Origin of the sequence: Chelativorans petroleitrophicus (assembly GCF_025398195.1) — a bacterium.
GTDB lineage: Bacteria > Pseudomonadota > Alphaproteobacteria > Rhizobiales > Rhizobiaceae > Chelativorans > Chelativorans petroleitrophicus.
The window spans coordinates 1-22,745 of the sequence record NZ_JAODNV010000018.1; the positions used below are offsets into that span (position 1 = coordinate 1).

General features: G+C 63.6%; 19 protein-coding genes and 1 pseudogene. 9 read left to right on the forward strand and 11 right to left on the reverse strand.

Annotation, left to right across the window (positions count from 1 at the left end; all coding sequences use genetic code 11):
* Nucleotides 1–282 (forward strand): annotated as a pseudogene (locus tag NYR54_RS15450) (hypothetical protein); the annotation flags it as partial.
* Between the two features lie 110 nt (nucleotides 283–392).
* Here NYR54_RS15450 and NYR54_RS15455 read toward each other — a convergent pair.
* The gene (locus NYR54_RS15455; RefSeq protein ID WP_261516602.1) at nucleotides 393–1,295 is read right to left on the reverse strand and encodes a helix-turn-helix domain-containing protein; all 903 of its coding nucleotides are present in this window, start codon (nucleotides 1,293–1,295) and stop codon (nucleotides 393–395) included.
* Between the two features lie 103 nt (nucleotides 1,296–1,398).
* Between NYR54_RS15455 and pobA the strand changes: the two genes are divergently transcribed.
* The 5 genes from pobA to NYR54_RS15480 all read left to right on the forward strand — a co-directional run bounded on the left by pobA (nucleotide 1,399) and on the right by NYR54_RS15480 (nucleotide 5,557).
* A complete protein-coding gene (gene pobA, locus NYR54_RS15460; protein WP_261516603.1) occupies nucleotides 1,399–2,568 on the forward strand; it encodes a 4-hydroxybenzoate 3-monooxygenase in 1,170 nt (389 codons plus the stop codon).
* 17 nt (nucleotides 2,569–2,585) lie between these two features.
* On the forward strand, nucleotides 2,586–2,981 hold the full coding sequence (pcaC, locus tag NYR54_RS15465; protein WP_261516604.1) for a 4-carboxymuconolactone decarboxylase: 396 nt from the start codon (nucleotides 2,586–2,588) through the stop codon (nucleotides 2,979–2,981).
* A complete protein-coding gene (pcaH, locus tag NYR54_RS15470; protein ID WP_261516605.1) occupies nucleotides 2,978–3,718 on the forward strand; it encodes a protocatechuate 3,4-dioxygenase subunit beta in 741 nt (246 codons plus the stop codon). Before pcaC ends, pcaH begins: the two co-directional genes overlap by 4 nt.
* Nucleotide 3,719: 1 nt before the next feature.
* A complete protein-coding gene (pcaG, locus tag NYR54_RS15475) occupies nucleotides 3,720–4,331 on the forward strand; it encodes a protocatechuate 3,4-dioxygenase subunit alpha (protein ID WP_261516606.1) in 612 nt (203 codons plus the stop codon).
* A 161-nt stretch (nucleotides 4,332–4,492) separates the two neighbouring features.
* Complete coding sequence (locus NYR54_RS15480; RefSeq protein WP_261516607.1) at nucleotides 4,493–5,557, forward strand: 3-carboxy-cis,cis-muconate cycloisomerase; 1,065 nt, start codon at nucleotides 4,493–4,495, stop codon at nucleotides 5,555–5,557.
* Nucleotides 5,558–5,640: 83 nt separating this feature from the next.
* On the opposite strand, the gene NYR54_RS15485 is transcribed toward NYR54_RS15480, so the two are convergent.
* From NYR54_RS15485 to sbmA, 7 genes are all read right to left on the reverse strand, one after another.
* Nucleotides 5,641–6,102 carry a carboxymuconolactone decarboxylase family protein gene (locus NYR54_RS15485; RefSeq protein WP_261516608.1) on the reverse strand — a complete coding sequence of 154 codons (462 nt, stop codon included), beginning with the start codon at nucleotides 6,100–6,102 and terminating at the stop codon, nucleotides 5,641–5,643.
* Between the two features lie 38 nt (nucleotides 6,103–6,140).
* Nucleotides 6,141–6,638 carry an RrF2 family transcriptional regulator gene (locus NYR54_RS15490; RefSeq protein ID WP_261516609.1) on the reverse strand — a complete coding sequence of 166 codons (498 nt, stop codon included), beginning with the start codon at nucleotides 6,636–6,638 and terminating at the stop codon, nucleotides 6,141–6,143.
* 561 nt (nucleotides 6,639–7,199) lie between these two features.
* The gene (locus NYR54_RS15495) at nucleotides 7,200–9,314 is read right to left on the reverse strand and encodes a dipeptide ABC transporter ATP-binding protein (RefSeq protein WP_261516610.1); all 2,115 of its coding nucleotides are present in this window, start codon (nucleotides 9,312–9,314) and stop codon (nucleotides 7,200–7,202) included.
* 11 nt (nucleotides 9,315–9,325) lie between these two features.
* A complete protein-coding gene (locus NYR54_RS15500) occupies nucleotides 9,326–10,483 on the reverse strand; it encodes an ABC transporter permease (protein WP_261516611.1) in 1,158 nt (385 codons plus the stop codon).
* An 11-nt stretch (nucleotides 10,484–10,494) separates the two neighbouring features.
* Nucleotides 10,495–11,532, reverse strand: a complete 1,038-nt coding sequence (locus NYR54_RS15505; RefSeq protein ID WP_261516612.1) for an ABC transporter permease — start codon at nucleotides 11,530–11,532, stop codon at nucleotides 10,495–10,497.
* An 87-nt stretch (nucleotides 11,533–11,619) separates the two neighbouring features.
* Nucleotides 11,620–13,269 (reverse strand): ABC transporter substrate-binding protein, encoded by a 1,650-nt coding sequence (locus NYR54_RS15510; RefSeq protein ID WP_261516613.1) that lies wholly within the window; start codon nucleotides 13,267–13,269, stop codon nucleotides 11,620–11,622.
* A gap of 312 nt (nucleotides 13,270–13,581) precedes the next feature.
* Entirely contained in the window at nucleotides 13,582–14,895 is a 1,314-nt protein-coding gene (sbmA, locus tag NYR54_RS15515) for a peptide antibiotic transporter SbmA (protein ID WP_261516614.1), read from the reverse strand.
* Nucleotides 14,896–15,290: 395 nt separating this feature from the next.
* On the opposite strand from sbmA, the gene NYR54_RS15520 reads away from it, so the two are divergent.
* The 3 genes from NYR54_RS15520 to NYR54_RS15530 all read left to right on the forward strand — a co-directional run bounded on the left by NYR54_RS15520 (nucleotide 15,291) and on the right by NYR54_RS15530 (nucleotide 18,808).
* Nucleotides 15,291–15,557 carry a YMGG-like glycine zipper-containing protein gene (locus NYR54_RS15520; RefSeq protein ID WP_261516615.1) on the forward strand — a complete coding sequence of 89 codons (267 nt, stop codon included), beginning with the start codon at nucleotides 15,291–15,293 and terminating at the stop codon, nucleotides 15,555–15,557.
* 167 nt (nucleotides 15,558–15,724) lie between these two features.
* The gene (locus NYR54_RS15525) at nucleotides 15,725–16,708 is read left to right on the forward strand and encodes a sugar-binding transcriptional regulator (RefSeq protein WP_261516616.1); all 984 of its coding nucleotides are present in this window, start codon (nucleotides 15,725–15,727) and stop codon (nucleotides 16,706–16,708) included.
* 45 nt (nucleotides 16,709–16,753) lie between these two features.
* A complete protein-coding gene (locus NYR54_RS15530; protein ID WP_261516617.1) occupies nucleotides 16,754–18,808 on the forward strand; it encodes a bifunctional aldolase/short-chain dehydrogenase in 2,055 nt (684 codons plus the stop codon).
* Nucleotides 18,809–19,072: 264 nt separating this feature from the next.
* On the opposite strand, the gene NYR54_RS15535 is transcribed toward NYR54_RS15530, so the two are convergent.
* Genes NYR54_RS15535 through NYR54_RS15545 form a run of 3 tightly spaced genes read right to left on the reverse strand, consistent with a single transcriptional unit; the run spans nucleotide 19,073 to nucleotide 22,738 of the window.
* Nucleotides 19,073–20,128, reverse strand: a complete 1,056-nt coding sequence (locus tag NYR54_RS15535; protein ID WP_261516691.1) for a substrate-binding domain-containing protein — start codon at nucleotides 20,126–20,128, stop codon at nucleotides 19,073–19,075.
* Between the two features lie 26 nt (nucleotides 20,129–20,154).
* Nucleotides 20,155–21,204 (reverse strand): ABC transporter permease, encoded by a 1,050-nt coding sequence (locus NYR54_RS15540; protein ID WP_261516618.1) that lies wholly within the window; start codon nucleotides 21,202–21,204, stop codon nucleotides 20,155–20,157.
* Between the two features lie 4 nt (nucleotides 21,205–21,208).
* Nucleotides 21,209–22,738, reverse strand: a complete 1,530-nt coding sequence (locus NYR54_RS15545; protein WP_261516619.1) for a sugar ABC transporter ATP-binding protein — start codon at nucleotides 22,736–22,738, stop codon at nucleotides 21,209–21,211.
* Between the last annotated feature and the right edge of the window lie 7 nt (nucleotides 22,739–22,745).

Below are 22,745 nucleotides of genomic sequence, written 5' to 3' on the forward strand. Positions count from 1 at the left end.
CTCAACCAGCGCCTCGCCGCCCTTGCCGCGGCCCTCGACGATCTACCGGGGCAGGCCCGCCGCTTCGCCCGCTGGAAGGCGCGCCGCGATGCGCGGCTCACCCGCCGCGTCTCGCCGCTGAGGCTCGGTCGGCCGCCAGGCGTCCGCGCCGCCGCCTTCGCGGCCGAGCTGCGGCAGCGGTCGTGGCGGCCTGGGCGGCGGGGGAAACATGAGGTGATCGAGATCCTCGCCGAGGCGCACGGCCTGGCGCTCTATGCGCTCGAACGCCCGGACACGTCATGACGCGTCGGCGCGAACTGCCTTCCGGCGGACCATTCCGATAGCCCTTTGCGGGAGCGCCGATGCGGCCGCTTCAGACCTTGGCGCGCGCCCGCTGGCATTGCATCTTCCCCTTATCCCGCGAGCTTCTTCCGCTCCGTCCGGCGGAAGGCGCCGGGCGTCATTCCCGTCGCCCGCTTGAAGAAGCGGTTGAAATAGGCCGGGTCCTGAAAACCCAGAGAATAGGCGATCGCCTGAATGGGGCTGGGCGTGAAGACGAGATCGCGCCGCGCCGCGCGCAGGAGATGCCGCGCGGCCAGCTCCTGGACGCTCGCCCCCGTCTCCCGGCGGGCGATGCGGTTGAGATGCGCCGCGGAAACGCCCAGCCTCTCGGCATAGAAGCCCACCGGCCGGTGCTCGCGGCAATGGGCGGCGATCAGTTCCCCGAGCGCGCCAATGCGCTGGCGGTCGCGCTCCCGTCCGGCCTCCTGCCCCGCCGGACCGGCCGCGCGCGCGCCGAGCCGCCCGAGCCGCAGCAGGAGCTCCGTCACCATCGCATCGAGCAGGATGTCCCGGCCCGGCGCGTTGCCGTGCAGCTCCTCGTGGATGCGCCGCGCAAGATCGGCCACCAGCGGACCGTCCGGCCTCGCCTCCGCGTCCAGCGGCGCTGCCCGCACCCCGGCGAGGAAGGCCGCGATGGCCGGATCGGCCGCCCGGACGGCAGGCAGCCGGTCCGCCAGCACCGTCAGCACCAGCCCGTCCGCATCGCGCGAGAAGCGGAAGCCATGCGTGGCACCCGGCGCGATGTAGAGCGCCGCAGGCGCCCGGAAGGGCCGCGTCCCGGCCTCTCCCAGCAACTCCCCCTCACCCGCTGTCACCAGGAAAACCTGCAGGAGGGCCGGGTGCCGGTGAAGGGAAATCTCCCAATTGTGCAGGCGGCTGCGCAGCGGCAGCGTTTCGCTGTGAAGCCAGAAATCCCCGGACTCTCCTGTTTTTTCTCGATAAAGCCGGTAATTCGGAACCTGCCTGATATTCATAAAGCCTCCCGTCCGTGCGCGGAAAGTGCAATAATTGGCGATAAAAGTCCATTGCCTGCGATGCTCTGGCGGCCCAATCTCCTGAACGAGAGGAGAAGCTCCATTGCGTACACAGGTCGTCATCATCGGTTCAGGCCCGGCTGGATTGCTGCTCGGTCAGTTGCTCACCAATGCCGGGATCGACAACGTCATCCTCGAAAGAGCCTCGAAAGCTCACGTGCTGGAGCGCATCCGCGCGGGGGTGCTCGAGGAAGGCACCGTCCACATGCTGGAACAGGCCGGCGCGGCGGACCGGCTGCACCGCGAGGGCCTTCCGCATGACGGCTTCGACATCGCCTTCGACGGCAGGCGGCACCGCGTCGATCTGTTCGGCCTTACAGGCAAGCGCGTGATGGTCTACGGCCAGACGGAGGTCACGCGCGACCTGATGACGGCGCGCGAGGCTGCGGGTGCCCTTTCCGTTTACGAGGCGGAGGACGTCCAGCCGCACGATTTCGACAGCCAACGCCCCTTCGTCACCTATCGCAGCGCGGGCGAGAGTCACCGCATCGACTGCGACTTCATCGCCGGCTGCGACGGCTATCACGGCGTCTGCCGCCGCTCCGTGCCGGAGCGGTCGATAGCGGTCTACGAGAAAATCTATCCCTTCGCCTGGCTCGGCATCATCGCGGACGTTCCGCCCGTCAGTCACGAGCTCATCTATGCCAATCATCCTCGCGGCTTTGCGCTTTGCTCCATGCGCTCGCCCACGCGCAGCCGCTACTATGTCCAGGTGCCGCCAGACGAAAAGATTGAGAACTGGCCGGACGACCGCTTCTGGGACGAAATCCGCCACCGCCTGCCCCCTGCCACCGCGGAGGCCATGACCACCGCACATACGGTGGAAAAATCCATTGCCCTGATGCGGTCCTTCGTCGCCGAGCCTCTGCGCTTCGGGCGACTGTTCCTGGCGGGTGATGCGGGCCACATCGTGCCGGCCACGGGCGCCAAGGGCTTGAATCTGGCTGTGAGCGACGTTCACTACCTCTTTGAAGGCCTTAGGGAATATTATTCCGAAGGGTCCGGTGCGGGGCTCGACGCCTATTCGGAAAGGGCGCTTGCCCGCGTATGGAAGGCTGAGCGCTTTTCATGGTGGATGACTCACACGCTCCACCGCTTCCCCGATCAGGGTGCCTTCGGCCAGAAGATCCAGCATGCCGAGCTGGACTATCTTTTCAGCTCCCGGGCCGCCCTTACCATGCTGGCGGAAAACTATGTCGGCCTGCCCTTCTGAGCAGGCATGGAGGAACGATGAGCGAGAAGTCCAGACGATACACCGAAGGTATGGCAACGCGCCGTTCGGTGCTCGGAGATGCCTGGGTGGACCGGGCCGAGGCGAACAAGACGGAATTCGATGACGCTTTTCAGGAGCTGATCACCGAGGCCGCTTGGGGCCATGTGTGGTCACGGCCGAACTGGACCAAGCGCTTGCGCTCCGTCGTCACCATCGCGCTTCTCGCCGCCCTCGGGCACGATGAGGAGCTTGCCATGCATGTGCGCGCCACCGCCCGTACAGGTGCCACCGCCGACGATCTGCGCGAGGCCATGCTGCATGTGGCGATCTACGCAGGCGTGCCCGCTGCCAATCGCGCAATCAGGATCGTCAAGCAAACGCTTGCCGCAATGCAATCGGGAGAGACGCAATGAGAAACATAAAGCCGGAACTTGGCGGCTTCTTCCAGCGGGACAGGAGCTGGCATCCCCCGGCCTTCGCGCCGGGATACAAAAGCACCGTCGTGCGCTCACCGCAGCGCGCGCCGATCGCCTTTTCGCACACGCTCTCGGAAATTACCGGACCGGTTTTCGGGCATTCGATGCTGGGTGAGCTCGACAACGATCTGACGGTGAATTTCGCGCGGCCCGGCGAGAGCGCCATCGGACCGCGCATCATCGTCTACGGCAAGGTTCTGGACGAGAACGCGCGGCCGGTGCCGAACGTGCTGGTCGAATTCTGGCAGGCCAATGCCGGAGGCCGCTACCGGCACAAGAAGGACGGCTATTTGGCGCCGCTCGATCCCAATTTCGGCGGCTGCGGGCGCACGGTCACCGACGAGGACGGAAACTACTGGTTCCGCACCGTTCAGCCGGGCGCCTATCCCTGGCCGAACGGCATCAATGACTGGCGCCCCGCGCACATCCACTTCTCCATCTTCGGACATGGCTTCGTGCAGAGGCTGATCACACAGATGTATTTCGAGGGCGACCCCATGATCTGGCGGTGCCCGATTGTGCGCACGATTCCGGACAAGCGCGCCATCGAGACGCTGATCGCGAAACTTGATATGGAATCGACGGTGCCGATGGATGCGCGCGCCTACAAGTTCGATATCGTGCTGCGCGGGCGGCGCCAGACAATGTTTGAAAACAAGCTGGAGGGCAACTGATATGGTGCAGCCACTGCCAAGACTTAAGGAAACTCCCTCCCAGACGGCCGGCCCGTATGTCCATATCGGCCTGACGCCCAATTACTGCGAGATTGGAGGGGTTTATCCCGAGGATCTCGGCATCCGCATGGTCAACGAGAAGACCAAGGGCGAGCGCATCACGGTGAAGATGCGGATCTTTGACGGCACCGGATCCGTCATCAAGGATGCCGTGATCGAGATCTGGCAGGCGGATGCGGACGGGCTTTACAACTCGCCTTCCGAACCGCGCGGGAAGGCCGATCCGAACTTCACCGGCTGGGGCCGTCAGGCCTCCGACGAGGAAGGCGTGTTCACCTTCGAAACCATCAAGCCGGGCCGTGTGCCCTTCCCCGATGGCCGCCTTCAGGCGCCGCATATCTCGCTCTGGATCGTGGCTCGCGGCATCAATCTGGGCCTCCAGACGCGCATGTATTTCGGCGATGAAGAGAAGGCGAACGCAGAAGACCCGATCCTCACGCGGCTGGAACACCAGAACCGGGTACCGACGCTGATCGCGCCGCGCTCGGGCAACACCTACCATTTCGATATCCACCTTCAGGGCGAGAAGGAAACGGTGTTTTTCGACGTGTGAAGACGTTGAAGCGGCCCTGCAGGCCAGCGGCCTTTTCGCCGACCCTTGCGAGGCGGGGTGTGCAAGTCCCGACTCGCTTTTTTATATCCTGCCTCCGAGGCTGAGGACGGGCACACAAGCCTCTGCTAGAACCGGAAGTGAATGAGGCGTCAGGGCGAGCTATGACCATCTCTGTCTTCGACCATCCTTTCCTTTCCGGCCTGCTGGGCGACGAGGAGCTGGCGGAGCTCTTCTCCGCCCGGTCCGCCATCCAGGCCATGCTGCGCTTCGAGGCCGCCCTTGCCGAGGCGGAGGCGGAGGAAGGCGTGATCCCGAAGGAATCCGCCAGCGCCATTACCAGGGAGCTTGCCGACTTCACGCCGGATATGGCCGGACTCAAGGCCGGGGTGGCCAAGGACAGCCTCGTCGTTCCGGTGCTCATTTCGCAGCTACGCGAGACTCTCGGCTCCGAGCACGGGAAATACGTTCATTTCGGCGCTACAAGCCAGGATGCGATCGATACGGGACTGGCACTGCAGCTGGCCGAAGCAGCCGGTCTGCTCGGTCAGCGGCTGGACCGGGCGGTGGCCGCCCTCGACCTTTTGGAACGGCGCGACGGCGCCATTGAAGTGATGGCGCATACGCGCATGCAGGCCGCCATTCCGGTGACGGCTTCGCGCAAGATCCGCTCCTGGCGCGAGCCTTTGATGCGCCACCGCGCCCGGCTGGAGACGGCGCGCAAATCGGTGGCCATCCTCACCTTCGGCGGCGCCGCCGGCACGCTCGACAAGTTGGGCGAGAAAGGTCCGGCCGTCGCGGCCCGGCTTGCCAGAACACTCGGCCTCGGCCTTGTGGCCCATGCGCGCCACTCCGAGCGGGACTGGATCGCCGACTTCGCTTCCCTCCTGTCACTCATCACGGGAAGCCTGGGCAAGATGGGGCAGGACGTCGCCCTGATGGCGCAAAGCGAGATGGGCGAAGTGAAGCTTTCCGAAGGTGGCGGCTCGTCCGCCATGCCGCATAAGCAGAACCCGGTGAAGGCCGAAATGCTGGTCACGTTCGCCCGCTTCAACGCCACGCTCGTCTCCGGCATGCATCAAGCGCTGGTTCACGAAAACGAGCGGTCAGGCGCGGCATGGACGCTGGAATGGATGCTTCTGCCGCAGATGGTCGTCGCGGCAGGAGCCGCACTCAGAATTGCGGCAGAGCTTGCGGGAGAAATTTCCTTCGTGGGCCGGAAAAGCTGAAAGCCCCCGCGGATGGCCTGCAATCCCCTGCTATTGGGTTGATATCCGGAGCGCTGTCTCCCCGACGGCGCTCCGGATAGGCCTTATGCGGCGGCCAGCGCCCTGACTGGATGAATGGCCTGGAACGGCACGCAAAGCCGGTTCCACACATTGATCATGCCGATAGCGACGGAAAGCTTCACCAGCTCTTCTTCGCTGAAATGTTCGCGGGCGGCCTCGTAGTCCTCGTCCTCCACCATGCCGGTTTCGGAAAGCTTGGTCAGCTTCTCCGTCCAGGCAAGAGCGGCGCGCTCACGCTCGGAAAAGAGCGGCGACTCCTTCCACGCCGAAACAAGAAGCACGCGCTGCAGGCGGTCGCCATCCTCGAGGGCCTCTCGGCTGTGCATGTCCACGCAATAGGAGCAGCCATTGATTTGGGAGGCGCGGAGCTTGATCAGATGCAACAGGCTCTTTTCGAGACCGCAAGTCTCGACCGCCTGATTGAGAGTTCGCACGGCGGCGATGATTTCCGGCGCGGCCTGATAGAAATTGAGACGCGGCTGCATTCACTTTCTCCTTTCTTCTACTTGCACATGAAACGGATTCAGCCCTGCGGCCGCTGATGACGGGCCACGAAGGCGCAGGTGAAGGCGATGGCGCGGGGATCCGCGTCCGCCTGGTATCCCTCGAGAATGTCGGAAAGCTTGGTCTCGGCGAGCACGGCACGCCAGGCCTTCTCAGCCTTAAGCATGGCCACCTTGATGCCGCACGGCTTCACATAGGCGGCTGGCTCAAGCGCGCCGGGTCCGCGCTGCCTGATCTCTGCGCAGCGGAAGGCCGGTTCGGGCCCTTCCACGGCGAGCACAATATCGAGAAGACTGATGCGCTCCGGCGCCCGGGCGAGCCGGTAGCCGCCGTGCGGGCCCGGCACGGACTCCAGCACCTTGGCGGCCGCCAGCGCCTGCAGATGCTTGAGCAGATAGCTCTGCGAAAGGCCGTGCAGCTCCGCGAGCGCGCTCGCCGGCAGCGTCCGCCCTTTTTCCAGTTGCGCCAGAATGGCGGCACAGTGAATCGCCGCCTCAACCCCTTCGCTCAGTCTCATTTCCAACCTCAATCATGGATAAAGAATATCATGGATATTATGTATCTACAATATGCGGAATGCGCAGTCTGCGATCAACGCCATCTCGCCCCGGAAGCCGCATCCATCTCGTCATCCCGCGAGCCGCGTAGCGGCTATCCGGGACCCAGTTGCTGCCATTTCCTTATCTTCCTGGTCCCGGAACTCGCTTCGCTTGCCCGGAAACGGCAGGCATCGTTGTACGGGCATAGAGATGAGCGCTTGAATGAAGAAGCGGAAATGCCGGCGGCGTCGGATGGCAGCGCTGCCTCCTCTCTTTTTCCTCCTCGCAAGCCAACGCGCCCAATACGGCATCATCTGCAAGCCACGGCGCTCAATGTCGTGTGATCCGGAAGCCCCTCACCAAACCAGCGTCATCCCCGGAAGCCGCGAAGCGGATATTCGGGACCCGGTAGCGTCACCTCGACCGCATCCCTGGGTCCCGGGTCTCGCTTCGCTCGCCCGGGATAATGGCCGGTGGGTGCGAGATTACGGTAAGTTGTGATCCGAAAGGATGACGGAGGTGGGCCGGCGGGAAGCCCCCTACTCCGCCGCCTCTTCAAGCTGAATGACGGGCTCCATGCGCTTGAGCACGTCCTCCCCCAGCCAGCACAGGCTGCGATGGCCGTCGCCAAGATCGACAAAGGGCGGCAGTTCGCGCTCGCACTTTCCATCCGGCACCAGTTGCTTGTAGCGGCAACGTGTCTGGAACGGGCAGCCGCTTGGCGGGTTCATGGCCGAGGGTATGTCCCCTTCCAGAACGATGTGCCGCTTGCGGACGGACGTGTCGGCAATGGGAATCGCCGAAAGCAGCGCCTCCGTATAGGGATGGTAGGGCGGCGCGAAGATCTGGTCCGTCGTGCCGCATTCGACGATGTGGCCGAGATACATGACCACCACCCGGTCGGCGAGATAGCGCACTACCGAAAGGTCGTGGCTGATGAAGAGCATGGTGGTCCTGTTCCGGCGCTGGATGTCCATCAGGAGCTCAGTGACCGCCGCCTGAACCGAGACATCGAGCGCGGAAACCGGCTCGTCGGCCACCACCACCTTCGCGTTGCCGGCAAAGGCACGGGCCACACCGATGCGCTGCTTCTGCCCGCCCGAAAGCTGGCGCGGCATGCGATCGGCAAAGGCACGCGGCAGCTTCACCAGATCGAGCAGCTCGTACATCCGGTTGCGGCGCTCCTCCACCGTGTTGCCGACCTTGAACTTCTCCAGCGTGCGCATGATCTGCGCGCCGACCGAATGGCTGGGGTTGAGCGTGTCGAACGGGTTCTGGAACACCATCTGGATCCCGGCCACGGTCTCCGTGTCGCGCTCTTCGACCGGCGTGTCCTGAATCTCCGTGTTGCCCAGGGTGACGATGCCTTCCGTCGCCGTCTCGAGGCCCAGCAGCACCTTGGCGAGCGTGGACTTTCCGCAGCCCGATTCACCGACGATCGCGACCGTCTCGCTCTCGCGCGCCTCGAAGCTGATGGATTCATTCGCCTTGACGGTGCGCTTCTCCCCTCCGCCGAACACGGCGTTGGCGGCGATCTGGTAGTGCTTCTTCAGCCCGTCGATCTTGAGCACCGGTGCTCCGGGCTCGATGGGCGCGCGTGCGGTCTGCGCCCCCTCAGGAAGTTTCGCCCAGTCGATCTCGTCGAAGCGCACGCAGCGTGAGAAATGGTTCTCGTGCCCCTTCACGCTGATCATCGGAATGTCGGCGGCATTGCACACGCCATCCACGAAATGCTGGCAGCGCGGGCCGAAATTGCAGCCCATGGGCCGTTCGTGCGGCAGCGGTAGCTGGCCGGGGATCGCGATCAGCGGGCGGGCATTCTTATCCGCCCCCGGCAGCGGGATCGAGCGGAAAAGCCCCTGCGTGTAGGGATGGCGCATGCGGTCGAATACGTCCTTGACGCTGCCGGTCTCCACCGCCTCGCCCGAATACATGACCGTGATACGGTCGCACGTCTCCAGGATGAGCCCCAGATTGTGCGACACGAAGATCATCGACGTGCCGTATTCCTTGCCGAGCCCCTTCACCAGCTCCACGATGCCGGCCTCGACCGTCACGTCGAGCGCGGTGGTCGGCTCGTCAAGAAGCAGCAGAGAGGGCTTCGACAGAAGCGCAATGGCGATGACGATGCGCTGCTGCTGGCCGCCGGAAAGCTGATGCGGATAGGAGCGCATGATGCGCTCGGGGTCGGGAAGGCGCACGGAGCGTACCATCTCCAGCGCCCTGTCCCAGGCCTCCTGTTTGGAAACCTTCTCATGGATGAGCGGCACTTCCATGAGCTGCTTGCCGATCTTCATCGCGGGATTCAGGCTCGCCATCGGCTCCTGATAGATCATGGCGATTTCGTTGCCGCGTATCCGGCGCAGCTCCTCCTCGCTCATCTCGGCCATGTCGCGGCCCTTGAACTTGATCCGGCCGCCGACGATCTTGCCGACATTGGAGAGGTCGCGCATGATGCCGAGCGAGACGGTGGATTTTCCGCAGCCGGATTCACCCACAATACCCATGGCTTCGCCCGGCATGACGGTGCAGGAAAAATCCATCACCGCCGGGATCTCGCCCGCCCGCGTGAAGAAGGAGATGGATAGGTTCTCTATCTCCAATATGGGTTCCACCGCCTTCTGAACCCGCTCGTTGCCGATGGCTTCGTTCATGGCGTTCACCCTCAATCCTTCAGCGATTGCTCGCGCAGCGCATCGGCAAGCAGATTGAGCCCCAGCACGAATGACATCAGCGCCACAACCGGCGGCAGGGCCGGATGGATATATAGCCTGAGCAGCCTGCTCGATTCCTTGATGCCAGTGCCCCAGTCGGGGCTTTCGGGCGCCAGCCCTAGGCCGAAATAGCCGAGCGTGCCAAGCAGGATGGTCGTGTAGCCGATCCTCAGGCACACATCGACAATGAGCGGTCCGCGCGCGTTGGGCAGCACCTCCCACAGCATGATGTACCAAGGGCCTTCGCCGCGCGTCTGTGCCGCCGCCACATAGTCGCGCGTCTTGATGTCCATGACGAGCCCCCGCACGATACGGAAAACACCGGGGCTCGACGCGAAGACGACGGCGACAAAGATGTTGAGTTCGTTGGGGCGGATGGAGATGATGCCGAGCGGGTCAGCGTCAAAGACGAGCCCGATATAGATCCAGCCGCCGATCAGCAACGTGGCGGCAAGTTGTACCGCGAACAGCCGCGGCCGCCCGCCATAGCGGGTGTAGAACAGGGTCGAGAAAAAGATGATGGGGAAGATGAAGAAGATGCCCGCAAGCCATTGCGGTATCGAGGTTTCGCGGATTCCGGGAGTCACCAGCAGGTAGAAGAGCAGGATGACCGGAAAGGCGAGCACGAGATTCGCCAAGAAGGACAGGACGCTGTCGATCCTACCACCGTAATAGCCGGCAGGCAGGCCCAGCGTGGTGCCCACCATCAGGGCGAAGAGCGTCGCCGCGGGCGCGATCACGAGCACGATCTGGCTGCCGAAGACCATCCGGCTGAAGACGTCCCGCGCGAGCCGGTCGCCGCCGAAAAGAAAAGCCATGCCCGATTCCGGCTCGATCGAGCCGGGCATGGCATCCTTCATGACTGGAAACTGCCGCAGCGGATCGAAGGGCGCGATGGTGTCGGCGAAGATCGCCGTGAACAGCCAGAACAGGCAGATCGTCAATCCGGCAATTCCGACGCCGGAATCGTACAGATGCCCGTAGAGCCCCAGGCGCTTCTTGTAACGCATGCTGAGCGCAAGCACGACGGCGAGCGCTGCCCATACGGGCCAGAAGCGCTCGATAACGCCGAAAAGGATGCCGAAGAAACCGATCGTTTCGAGTTGCATCCGCCCTCCTTCTATCGGACCCGTATGCGCGGGTTGAGCAGCGCATACCCGACATCGGAGATGAGCTGCGTGGAAAGCACGACGAAGACGGAAATCAGCGAGCAGGCGAGCAGCAGATCGATGTCATTGTTGGCCGCCGCCTCGACCAGCGCGAAGCCGAAGCCCTGGTAGCGGAACATCACCTCCACAATGACTACGCCGGTCAGCAGCCACGGAAATTGCAGCATGATGACCGTGAACGGCGCGATCAGCGCGTTCCTGAGTGCGTGCTTGATGACGACGGCATTGAAGCTCAGGCCTTTCAGCCTCGCCGTGCGGATATATTGCTGCGTCATGACCTCGACCATGGACGCGCGGGTCATGCGCGCGATGTAGCCGGTTCCGTAAATCGCCATGGTCATGACAGGCAGGGTGAAGTTGTAGAAGGTCACGCCCTGATTGGTGGCCGAGGCGGCCGATCCGTTAAGCCAGCCGAGCCAAGACGCGAAGATGACGGTGAAGATGACGCCCGAGACGTATTCAGGCGTGGCCGTCGTCGTGATGGAGGCGACCGAGAGCGTCCGATCCAGCCGGCTCCCCTCGCGCATTCCGGCAAGAACGCCCACGATCAGCGAGACGGGCACCATGACGGCCATGACCCAGAACATGAGAATGCCCGTGGCCCCGAGCGCGGGTAGCAGCTTCTCGGCCACGGGCACCTTGAACTTGGTCGAACAGCCCAAATCCCCTTGAAGGACACCCGAATAGCGCACCGTGGCCGGCTCATCGCAAAAGGAAAAGCGCGGTACGGCCCTACCCGTGTTGGGGTCGATATTGGGCTGCTTGGGCAGCACGCCGAGCCATTGCCCGTAGCGCACGAAGAAATTCTGGCGGTAGCCGTTGCGCTGCAGCCAGCGTTCCTGGTCCTCGACGGAGGCTCGCATGTCGAGCTGGCTGATCGCCAGCTTCCGGAGATTCGGTTCCAGATTGATGAGGAAGAACACCACCAGCGTCAGACACAGCATGGTCAGTGCCATGACGCCCAGGCGTCGGATGATGAAACTCAGCACCGTTTCCCCTCCCCCTTTGTTTTTTGGGGGTGTGTTTTTCATTGGATGCGAGGGGTCCGCCGACCCCTCGCATCATTCTACTGCAACTCAGGCTTCGAGCCACACGTCGTGCAGATCGATCTCGAAGGTTTGATGCATGCCGTAGTTCTTTACCTCCGGAGACGCATGATTGACGAGCTTGCGCCAGTAGGGCTGGATGATGATGCCCGCATCCTGGATGTGCTTTTCGATCTTGGCCATCACGTCGCGGCGCTGGTCGGGATCGGGCATCGTCAGCGCCTGGTCGATCATCGCGTCGAGTTCCTCGTTGGAATAGGCGGACTCGTTCCACGACGATCCGGTGCGATAGGCGAGCGCGATCACCTGGATGCCCAGCGGGCGCATGTTCCAGTTGGTCATGGAGAAGGGATATTTCGTCCAGTCGTTCCAGAAGGTGGAGCCGGGCAGAACCTCGCGCCGCACCTTGAAGCCGGCCTCGCGGATCTGAGCCGCGATGGCATCGCCCGTGTTCTTATGCCAATCCTCATCCACGGTGATCAGCACATGCTCGAAATCCGACTGGCCGGCCTCCTCCATCATCGCCTTGGCCGCGTCCACATCGCGCGAGATCGGCGGAAGCTCCGCATATTCAGGATGGATCGGGCAGACATGGTGGTTCTCGGCCACCTCGCCCGCACCGCCATAGCCGAGGGCCAGCACTGTCGCATTGTCGACCGCAAGCTGCAGCGCCTTGCGCACCTTCTGGTCGTCATAGGGTTTGTTGTCGACATTCATCCGCGCCACCAGCGTAGTGGCCGTCATCACCTCGGACTTCACCAGGCCAAGGCTGTCGAGAATGTCCACGTAGTCGGCGGACGTCTCGTAATTGGCGTGCACCTCGCCCGCCTCGAACATGCTGACCATGGCGGATGGATCGGGGCCGTAATCGATGAACTCGATGCCGTCGAGATAGGGCTCGCCGCCCCACCACTTGCCGTCCTCACGGCGCTTGTAGACCACGCGGTTACCCACTTCGTAGGAAACCAGCTCGAAAGGCCCGGTGCCGATGGGATTGGCAACGAAATCGCGACCCGTCTCGTCAAAGCTCGGATGCACGAGAAGGCCCGGATAGTCGGCGAAGCCCGCGATGATCGAGATGTCGGGCGAAAGCAGGTGCAGGCGGACCGTATAGTCGTCCACCTTCTCGATGGCGCCCTCACGCGCCTTGTTCGTATCCGGATCGATCAGCGCGGCAAGGCGCGTGGCCATGGAGTTGCCTTCGATCGATCGGTCGCACCAGCGGGTCAGGTTGTAGATGACGTCATCGGCGGAGAAGGAATCGCCGTTGTTCCACGTCACGCCCTGCCGGACTTTCAGAATATATTCGGTTGCGTCCTCATTGATCTCCCAGCCTTCCAGAAGCCGGCCCTCAAAGGTGAAGTCGCGCGTGTATTTGACGAGCGGCTCCAGCGTCTGGCGCATCGCGTTGGCGATTTCTGACCAGTCGGCGGTCATCGGGTCTTTCGGATCCTTGATCCACATGGCGATGCGGAGGATGCCGCCTTTGACAGGCTCCTGGGCGAGAGCGCGCTTCGGCGCGGCCAGCCCCGCCATGGCGTAGGCGCCCGCCGTCGTCGCGCCAAAAGCACTTGCCAGCGCGAGAAACTCGCGACGGTCCATTTTCCCGGCGCGCGCCTTTTCGGCCAAAGCCGCGATCCGTGCCGGCACGCGGTCGCTGTTGCTTTTGAAGAATCTCATGGACGCACTCCCATTTTTTCCGTTTCCCTTTTTCACCCGTCTGGTGGTCTCCACTAAAAGACCGCATTCTCAGCGCCATGTCAAAAACGCCGAGCCAGATGCCCCTCCGAGGTGCCGGAAATTAATTTGCTGGTTCAGGCAGGCGGATAATGCCGGAAACGCGACAAATTTGTCGCAATTCCGATAGAGCCGGATATTTTTGCGCGACTTGGCAATGCCAGCAACCGGGTCCCGGATAGCCGCTCTGCGGCTTCCGGAATGACGGAGTGTTGAGCGCCGCGGCGTCTGGATGACGGGCATTGGACGCCCGGGCTATGCCGCGGGCTGATCCTCCGGCTTGAAGCTCCGTCGCTGACGCTCGAGATAATGGCGGTCGATGTCAGGCAGAGGCTCGCCCCTGATGCTCGCCTCGAACGCCTTCAGGCGCTTGTAGATCGACATCAGCTCCACGATCGTCGTCCACGAATTCACCAGATACTGGAACGAGCTTTCCACGCGGGTGAACGCCCGGATGATCTGCTGCATGACGCCAAGCGTGATTGCCCCGCCGACGATCGATGGCCCCAGCGCGATGTAGGGCACCAGATTTCCGATCTGCAGATAGAAGATGCGCACGAGATTGAAATACATGTAATTGAGGTAGAGACGGAAATAGTTCCGGCGCACATCATCGAAGAGCTCGCGGACCGTGGGCGGCTGCGCGCGGTCGGGATGGTCCTCGCCATAGACCAGTTCCTTGCGGTAGGCCGCCTCCACGCGCTGGTTGCGGAATTCGAGACCGGGCAGGTGAACACCTGCGATCGCCACCAGCGCAGTTCCCAGCACCGACCAGAGGATCGCGACGAAAACGAGACCCTGGCTCACTTCCCCGACGATCGGCAGTTCCCGCACATGCGCCGACAGCCCCCACAAAAGCGGCAGGAAAGCGATCAGCGTCATGAGCGAATCGATCAGGCTGATGCCCAGGCTTTCGGCAATCGAGGCAAAGCGCATGGTGTCTTCCTGCACGCGCTGTGCGGCGCCCTCGATGTGGCGCAGCTTCTGCCATTGAGACATGTAATAGCCGTTCATCGCCGTACGCCAGCGGAAGATGAAGTGGCTGACGAAGAAGCGGAACAGCGTGCCGAAGAAGACGTAGACGAGCGCAATGCGCAGGAAGGCAACGATCTGCCAGTAGAAGTCTCCGGCCTCCACCGCCCCCGGGGTGCCGAGTGCAGTCTGCACCATGTCGTAGAAGGTGCCGAACCACTCGTTGATCATCACGTCAAGCTGGACGAGGAACCAGTTGACGAAGAGGATGAGCGCGGAGCCCGCCACCGACCAGATCGCCCAAGGATGCGGGGAGAACCACATCCAGCCACCCGCGAAGATCGCGATCACGGCAATGAAGTACTGGTAGAACCAGAAGCCTTCCGCCGACGACAGAGCCTCGGCCGCCACCGAGCGCGCCGCCTCATCGGCTTCCGCGCCAAGAGCGGCCGGATACTCGTAGCCGAAAAAGCCGCCGAGACTGAGCGAGGGTCCGAGACCCTTGATGAATCCGTACCAAAGGACAATGCAAAGAAGCGTCCACACGACGAAGCTGGCAAAGAAGAGGCGCGGTCGGGGAAAGAAGGAGACGAACATGATGCACCCTTGAGGCCGGGTGTGGCACAACCCGGAAAGCGTTGTCGGTCACGCGGCATCCGCAAGCCGGCGCGTGCTGCACATTAAGGATGCGGACGATTCATCACAACATACGATTCTGTAAGGTATGCGCATGCCAAAGAAGCGGTGCGCCAATGGACCTTTCGTGCCGGCGGCGCTTATCCAAGACGAAATGGCACACGGCAAGGTGAAAATGGCGGCGAGGTGGTGAAAATATGAACGAAATGCGGACTGTCCGAAAAGATTTACGCCGGTTAACGGTCTGTTGGTTGACGAAGCAAACACTTGCGTAGAGGATCGCCACCGCCGCTCTCGGGAACAAATCGCCATATTTGCGAATTTGTCCCCGGCGCAGTGCCATATTGGAGAGACCCATGAAGAAGCTTGTTCTTTTGACTCCGTTGCTGATCGCCATCGCTGCCTGCACGCCCACCCAGCAGGGGGCAGCCGTCGGCGGACTAGGCGGCGCGGCGATCGGTGCAGCCGTGGCTGGTAATGAAGTGGAAGGCGCGATTATCGGCGGTGCCGCGGGCGCAATCGCCGGCGCTCTGATCGGACGTGCGGCCGAAGGCAGCAATCAGTGCGTGTACCGCGACCAGTATGGCCGCAGATACACCGCCGCCTGCCCGAGAGGTTACTGACCGGAAATTCTTCGGACCCGGCCCGCCGGGTCCCCGCTGCGATCGAGGCTGGAGCTGCCCGCTCCAGCCTTTTCTTTATTTCAGCCTTCTATTCCTTGCTCTCCAAGACGGGATCGAGAATTGACTTTTGTCAATCGTGGCGAATAATGTCTAGCTGGAGGAGACAGATGACACCTCGCCCGGCAGATCAGATCGTGCACAAGGCCGCATGGCTCTATTATACCCACGGGCTGCGCCAGGACGAGGTGGCGCAGCGGCTCAACATCTCGCGCGCCTCGGTGGCGCTCTATCTTCGCCGGGCGCGGGAGGCCGGAATCGTCAACATCTCCACCTCGACGCACCTGTTCTGCACCGACATGATGGCGCGGCGGCTGGAGGACGCGCTCGGCCTCGATACGGTCTGGCTGGTGAGCGAAGGCCGGCTCGCGCCTGACCCGGCGGCGGAAGTACCGGTTCTGGCCGCAAGCGTCTTCCTCGAGATGGTGAAGAACGGCGACCGGGTGGGCGTGGCCTGGGGCCGGACCGTCTATGCCATTGCGGACGCCATGAGCTATGCTGACCGCCACGGCGTGTCGGTGGTGGAATTGTGCGGCAATCTGGGCTCTCCCTACGCCTACCGGCCCGATCAGTGCACCATGGAGATCGCCCGACGGCTGAATGCGCAGGGCCTCAACGTTTATGCGCCGCTGGTGCTGAGCAGCGATGCGCTTGCGCGCGGTTTGCGTGAGGAGCCGGTGATCCGCGAACAGCTCGACCGTGTCAGCGCCTGCGACATGGCGCTCTTCAGCGTCGGCACGCTGGCCGAGGACAGCCATGTCGTCCGGTGCGGAGCGCTGAGCCCGAAGGAACTCGCCGCGATCAAGGAAATGGGCGGCGTGGGCGTCATCGCGGGCCAGGTGATCGCCGCCGATGGCACCTGGCTTGATTGCGACTACAACCGCCGCATCATCTCGGCCGATTTCGATGCCATCCGGGCTATTCCCAGGCGGCTCATGGTGGTGCAGGAGGACGAAAAGCTCGAGCCGCTGCTTGCCGCCATCAACGGCCGCTTCTTCACCCACCTGGTCACGACCGCGCGCATCGCGGAACGGCTGCTTGAGCGGCTCAACGCAAAGGCGGACGAAGGCGAGCCAGCCCGCATTTCCGCCTGAAGACGGACCGGCTTGCCGCCGGCACCAACAGCAACAGGAAGTCAAATGCAGAATCTCTGGAACGACAGCGAAGCCGAAAAACTCGTCAGCGACTATGCCGCCAAGGGCGTATCCCGCGATCTCGCGCTCAGGGTCTACACCACGCGGCTTCTGGGTGGCGAACCGCGGCTTGTGCTGCACGGCGGCGGCAACACCTCGCTGAAGACCAAGGCGAAGGACATTCTCGGCCAGGAATGGGACGTACTCTGCGTCAAGGGCAGCGGCTGGGACATGGCCGTGATCGAGCCGGCCGGCCTGCCCGCGGTGAAGATGGACGCGCTTCTTGCCGCGCGCAAGCTCGACAGCCTGTCCGACGAGGACATGGTGGCACTGCAGCGGGCGAACCTGATCGACCCCTACGCGCCCAACCCGTCCATCGAGACGCTGCTGCACGCCTTCCTGCCGCACAAATATGTCGATCACACCCACTCGACCGCCATCCTGGCGCTGGTGGACCAGAAGGAAAGCGAGGCGCTCTGCCGCGAGGTCTTCGGCAAGCGGCTGGGCTTCGTGCCCTACATCAAGCCCGGCTTCGACCTCGCCAAGGTGGCGGCCGACATCTATGACGCCGACCCCTCCGTCCAGGGCCTGATCCTCGACAAGCACGGCATCTTCACCTTCGCCGACGACGCGAAGGAGGCCTACAGCCTCATGATCGAGTTCGTGACCATGGCCGAGGAACATGTGGCGAAGCAGGGCAGACAGCCCTTCGTTTCGGTCGCCCTGCCTGCCGCGCTCGCCAAGCCCGCGGAGATCAGCCCCTATCTGCGCGGGGCCGTCGCGGTTGACCACGGCGAAGGCCGTTTCGACCGCATGGTCTCCGATTTCCGCACCTCGCCGAAGATCCTCGATTTTGTGAATGCCGAAACCGTCGAGGAGCTGGCAAAGCGGGGCGTTTCGACGCCGGACCTTTCCATCCGCATCAAGACCGGGCCGATGGTGCTGCCCGCGCCTGAGGCCGGAAAACTCGACGAGTATGCCGGCATCATCCGCGAGCGCGTGGCGGAATTCGCGAACCGCTACACGGAATACTTCCGCACGAATGACGCGCGCGACGATGTCAAGCGCACTATGCTCGACCCGATGCCGCGACTCACCCTCGTGCGCGGCCTGGGCCTCTTCGGCCATGGCCGGAGCCTCAAGGAGGCGAAGATCGCCGCCGATGTGGGCGAGATGCTGATCGAGGCCGTCACCGGAGCCGAATCCATCGGCTCGTTCCATCCGCTCGCCCTTTCGGACCTCTTCGAGCTCGAATACTGGTCGCTGGAGCAGGCGAAGCTCGCCTCGCTGAAGCCCAAACCCCTTTCCGGGCAGGTAATGCTGATCACCGGCGGCGCTGGTGCCATCGGCGCGGCAACAGCGAAGCTCTTTGCCTCGCAAGGCGCCCATGTGGTCGTCGTGGACCTCGATGCCGCGCAGGCCGAGGCCACGGCGAAGGAAGCCGGCAACAGCTCCATAGGCGTGGGAGCCGACGTCACCGATCCCGCCCAGGTGCGCGGCGCGTTCGACCGGGCGGTGGCGGTCTATGGCGGCGTCGACATCGTCATCTCCAACGCGGGGGCGGCCTGGCAGGGCAGGATCGGGGAGCTGGACGATGCGACGCTGCGCAAAAGCTTCGAGCTCAACTTCTTCGCTCACCAGAGCGTGGCAAGCAACGCCGTGCGCATCTTCCGCATGCAGCGGACTGGCGGCGTGCTTCTCTTCAACACGTCGAAGCAGGCCGTCAACCCGGGCAAGAACTTCGGCGCCTACGGCCTGCCGAAGGCTGCCACGCTGTTCCTCTGCCGGCAGTATGCTCTTGACTATGGTTCCGAGGGCATCCGCTCCAACGCGGTGAACGCCGACCGCATCCGCTCCGGACTCCTCACCGACGAGATGATCGCGAGCCGGGCCAAGGCCCGCGGTGTTTCCGAGAAGGAATACATGAGCGGCAACCTGCTTGGCCTCGAGGTCCGCGCGGAGGATGTGGCGCAGGCGTTCCTCCACCAGGCGCTCGCCGAGCGCACCACGGCCAATGTCACCACGGTGGACGGCGGCAACATCGAGGCGGCGCTCAGGTAGGAAAAGCACACCGTCATCCATCCCGTGCCACTTCTCCCCGTCATCCCCGGGAGAGCGGAACGCGACCCCGGAACCCAGAGCGACATGGAACGCAAGCACTGGGTCCCGGATAGCCGCTACGCGGCTTCTGGGATGGCGGGGTGGTGGGTGCTGCTTCCAGGATGACGCGGTGAGGGGCGTAGCGGCTTTCGACCGAAGGATAGAGCAAACAGAAAGGGCGGCCCGGAGCCGCCCTTTTTTGCTTCCACCTAGAAAGTCGCCCGATCAGTCCCGCGGGGGCAGCGGCATCCACGCCGGCACGGCGACGTCGGCATGGGCGAACTGCGGCAGCTTCTGCGCGAGCTCGTCCATGTTCTTGATGTCCTGGTCGTTGAGGTCTTTCTGCGTGATCAGCGTGGGCGGAACGATGACGTTGTGGCCCGGGTCCTCGCCCGCAAGCAGCATGGCGAGCGCGCGCACCGAAACTTCGCCCACCACGGCGGGGTTGGTCGCGGCCGTGGCGGCCCAGGCGCTGCCCGGCTCGCGCATGGCGGCAATGTCCGCCGTCGAAATGTCGGCCGAGTAGATCTTGATGCTGCTCGAAAGACCCGCCTCGTCCACGGCGATCTTCACGCCCTTGGCGAACTCGTCATAAGGAGCGAAGACGACCTGAATGTCCGGATTGGCCGAAAGGACCGAACGGGCCTGGTTGGCGACGGAGTTCGCGATCGGATTGTCGAGCGTGCCGAACTGCGCGACCTCGTTGATCCCCGGATATTTCTCCTTGAACTCGACCCAGGTTTCGTTGCGCCGGTCTAGCGGAGCGATGCCGGGCACATAGACATAAGCCGCGGTCCACTCCTCCCCGTTATCCTTTATGGCCTGCTCAAGCGCCAAGCGCGCAAGGTCGCGGTCGGACTGTTCGATCTGCGGGATGGCGTCGTTCTCCACGTTCACGTCAAAGGCCACGACCTTGATGCCGGCATCCACCGCGCGCTGCGCCGCCTCCTTCATGGACTCGGTCAGCCCGTGCTGGATGATGATACCGTCCACGCCGAGCGCGATAGCCTGATCCACCATATCGGCCTGGAGGGCGGCATCCTGCCGGCTGTCGAAGACTCTGAGATTGACGCCCAGTGCCTTCGCCTGCGCCTCCACGCCCGAAAGATAGGCCTGGAAGAAATCGCCGGTCGAGAGATAGCGCACAAGTGCGATCTCGACCTCGCCCGGATTGTCGAAAGGCGCGGGCATATCCTGCGCAGACGCGGATACCGGCGCGAGCATGCTCGCCCCAAGAAGGGCAAGCCCCAGCCTGCCCAGGCCCCGACGTGTGAAAGTCATGCTCATTCCTGCTACCTCCCAATGGTCTAACGGCCGTTGCGGCCGAGCAACGAAAATGTGAAGACGAGCGCGATGACGAGCACCGCTCCCTTTATGAAGTCCTGCGTGTAGTAGGGCACGTTCATCATCGTGAGGCCCTGGAGCAGCACGCCGACGAATAGCGCACCGACCGCCGTGCCGAAAGCATTGGGCTTCGCCGCACCCAGCACCGCAAAGCCAATCAGTGCTGCCGCCACCGCATCCAGCAGAAGATTATTTCCCGAGGCGATGTCGCCGCGCCCGAGCCGCGCTGCCAGCAATATGCCCCCGATGGAGGCAAAGACGCCGGAAATCACATAGGCCCAGATCTTGTAGGCCTTGACCGGCGCGCCCGCGAACTCCGCCGCGCGCGGATTGGAGCCCACCGCATACATCATGCGGCCGAAGCGCGTGTATTCGAGGAAGAACCAGATCACCACCGCAAGCACGATGAGCACCACCACCGAAGACGGCACGAGATCCGGTATGATGACGTCGAAGCGGTGGCGGCCGAGCGCGAGAAAAGCGGGGCTGAAGGTGCCCTCGGCGGTCGAACCGTCCGGCAAAGTCATCCCGGCGGCGATCGAGCGGCCCTCCGTGGGAATGCGCTGCAGGCCGATCAGAAGGAACATCATGCCGAGCGTGGCAAGCAGGTCCGGCACGCGCATGTAGCAGATGATGAGACCATTGATGAGCCCGACCAGCGCCCCGATGGCAAGGCATATGAGCACCGCGACCAGCGCGTTCTGCTCCATCACTACCATGGCATAGGCCGCCGCCATCATGGCGCTGGTGGCGATCGAGCCGATGGAAAGATCGAACCCGCCGACGACCAGTGTGGCCGTCACCCCCAGAGCGAGAATGCCGGTGATCGACACAGACTGGAGAATGAAGACTGCCGCCTGAGGCGAGGCAAAGCCGCGCGTGGCGAGCGAGAAGAAGACGATGAGCCCCGCCAGCAGTAGGAGAAAGCCGTAGCGGATGACGATCTCGCGCGGCGAAAGACCCGCGCGGGCCGCCTCCCGCCCTTCGAGGCTTGCCGGCGGTTCCTGCGCCATCCCGCTATCCATGTGCCGGCACCTCCGAAAGCGTCGGCCGCCCTGCCCCGGCCACTTCGGCGAGCAGCCGGTCCATGTCGATCTGCGCGTTTCGATGCTCTCCCACGATCGTATGTTCCGACATCACGAGTATCCGGTCTGCCGTCTCCAGTGCTTCATCAAGTTCAGTGAGGAAAATCAAAGTGGCGCGGTCGGCAGCGCTTTCGCGCAGCTTCGCCGCTATGTCGTGCCGGGCGGCGATGTCCACACCCTGGAAGGGCTCATCGAGGATCAGCATGCGTGAGGGTTGCGACAGCCAGCGCGCCACCATCACCTTCTGCTGGTTGCCGCCCGAGAGCGTGGCAAGATCGTCCCGCTCCGACCGGCAGACGATGCGCAGGCTGCCGATCTGCTCCTTCGCGGCCGCCCGTTCGGCACGCCTGTTGATGAGGCTGAGCGGCGAAAAGCGGGGCAGAAAGGGCAGGCTCATGTTCTGGTAGATGTTGAAGTCCGGCACTATGCCGGTGCGCGCCCGGTCCTTCGCCACCAGGAAGACGCCCTGACGGATGGCGTCGGCCGGATTTCGCGGTGTATAGGGGCTGCCGGCCAGCTCCATGGTGCCCGCAACCGGGCGGTGGATGCCGAAAAGCATTTCAGCAAGGCGCGTCTTGCCGACGCCGACCAGGCCGGTGACCGCCACGACCTCGCCTGCGCCGAGCGTGAGGGAGAACGGCCGAGCCCCCGGAACGAGCTGCAGACCCTCAGCCCGGAAGATGGGGTGCGTTGCCGCCTGCGAGACAACGCTGCCCTGGCGCAGCGTGCGCCCGAGCATGGCGTTGACGGCGCCCTCGTAGTCGAGCGGCCTGCTCTCGAACAGACCCACGATCTGCCCGTCCCTAAGGCTCACGATCCGATCCGCGAGCCGCCTGATGTCCGACATGCGGTGGGAAATGTAGAGGATGGCAACGCCGCGGGCGCGCAGCCGGTCTATCAGCTCGAACAGCCGTGCCGCCTCATGCGCCGAAAGGGACGACGTGGGCTCGTCGAGAATCATCACCTTGGGTTCGTGGGCCATGGCGCGCGCGATGGCCACCATCTGCCTGTCAGCCAGCGGCAGTTCCGTGACATCCGCCGTCAGGTCGAGGTCGAGGCCCATGCGCCCCGCCACCTCGAGCGCCGTGCGGCGTACCCGGCGCGGGTTGAAGAATATGCTGGCGCCCTTCCCGCTCAGCCGGTCGAGCACGAGATTGGTGGCCACGTCGAGCGAGCCAACCACGCCGTCATCGATGTTCTGATGAACCGTCACCACGCCCGCGCGCATGGCCTCGGCGGGGGTCGCCGGGGCAAAGGGGCGTTCGCCCAGCGTCATCTCGCCGGAATCGGCCTGATAGACGCCGCTCATGATCTTCACGAGGGTGGATTTGCCCGCGCCGTTCGCTCCCAGCAGCGCGGTCACCTCGCCCGCCCGCAGCTCCAGCGAGATGCCGCGCAGCACCTCGTTGCTGCTGAACGATTTTGCAAGACCGGCAATACGAAAGACGGGACTTTCCGCCATGGCTGTC

Bases quoted from the DNA above. Each gene is read 5' to 3' on its own strand.
- NYR54_RS15455 (WP_261516602.1), bottom strand. From the start codon at position 1,295: ATGAATATCAGGCAGGTTCCGAATTACCGGCTTTATCGAGAAAAAACA.
- pcaC (WP_261516604.1), top strand. From the start codon at position 2,586: ATGAGCGAGAAGTCCAGACGATACACCGAAGGTATGGCAACGCGCCGT.
- pcaH (WP_261516605.1), top strand. From the start codon at position 2,978: ATGAGAAACATAAAGCCGGAACTTGGCGGCTTCTTCCAGCGGGACAGG.
- pcaG (WP_261516606.1), top strand. From the start codon at position 3,720: ATGGTGCAGCCACTGCCAAGACTTAAGGAAACTCCCTCCCAGACGGCC.
- NYR54_RS15480 (WP_261516607.1), top strand. From the start codon at position 4,493: ATGACCATCTCTGTCTTCGACCATCCTTTCCTTTCCGGCCTGCTGGGC.
- NYR54_RS15485 (WP_261516608.1), bottom strand. From the start codon at position 6,102: ATGCAGCCGCGTCTCAATTTCTATCAGGCCGCGCCGGAAATCATCGCC.
- NYR54_RS15490 (WP_261516609.1), bottom strand. From the start codon at position 6,638: ATGAGACTGAGCGAAGGGGTTGAGGCGGCGATTCACTGTGCCGCCATT.
- NYR54_RS15495 (WP_261516610.1), bottom strand. From the start codon at position 9,314: ATGAACGAAGCCATCGGCAACGAGCGGGTTCAGAAGGCGGTGGAACCC.
- NYR54_RS15500 (WP_261516611.1), bottom strand. From the start codon at position 10,483: ATGCAACTCGAAACGATCGGTTTCTTCGGCATCCTTTTCGGCGTTATC.
- NYR54_RS15510 (WP_261516613.1), bottom strand. From the start codon at position 13,269: ATGAGATTCTTCAAAAGCAACAGCGACCGCGTGCCGGCACGGATCGCG.
- sbmA (WP_261516614.1), bottom strand. From the start codon at position 14,895: ATGTTCGTCTCCTTCTTTCCCCGACCGCGCCTCTTCTTTGCCAGCTTC.
- NYR54_RS15520 (WP_261516615.1), top strand. From the start codon at position 15,291: ATGAAGAAGCTTGTTCTTTTGACTCCGTTGCTGATCGCCATCGCTGCC.
- NYR54_RS15525 (WP_261516616.1), top strand. From the start codon at position 15,725: ATGACACCTCGCCCGGCAGATCAGATCGTGCACAAGGCCGCATGGCTC.
- NYR54_RS15530 (WP_261516617.1), top strand. From the start codon at position 16,754: ATGCAGAATCTCTGGAACGACAGCGAAGCCGAAAAACTCGTCAGCGAC.
- NYR54_RS15535 (WP_261516691.1), bottom strand. From the start codon at position 20,128: ATGACTTTCACACGTCGGGGCCTGGGCAGGCTGGGGCTTGCCCTTCTT.
- NYR54_RS15540 (WP_261516618.1), bottom strand. From the start codon at position 21,204: ATGGCGCAGGAACCGCCGGCAAGCCTCGAAGGGCGGGAGGCGGCCCGC.
- NYR54_RS15545 (WP_261516619.1), bottom strand. From the start codon at position 22,738: ATGGCGGAAAGTCCCGTCTTTCGTATTGCCGGTCTTGCAAAATCGTTC.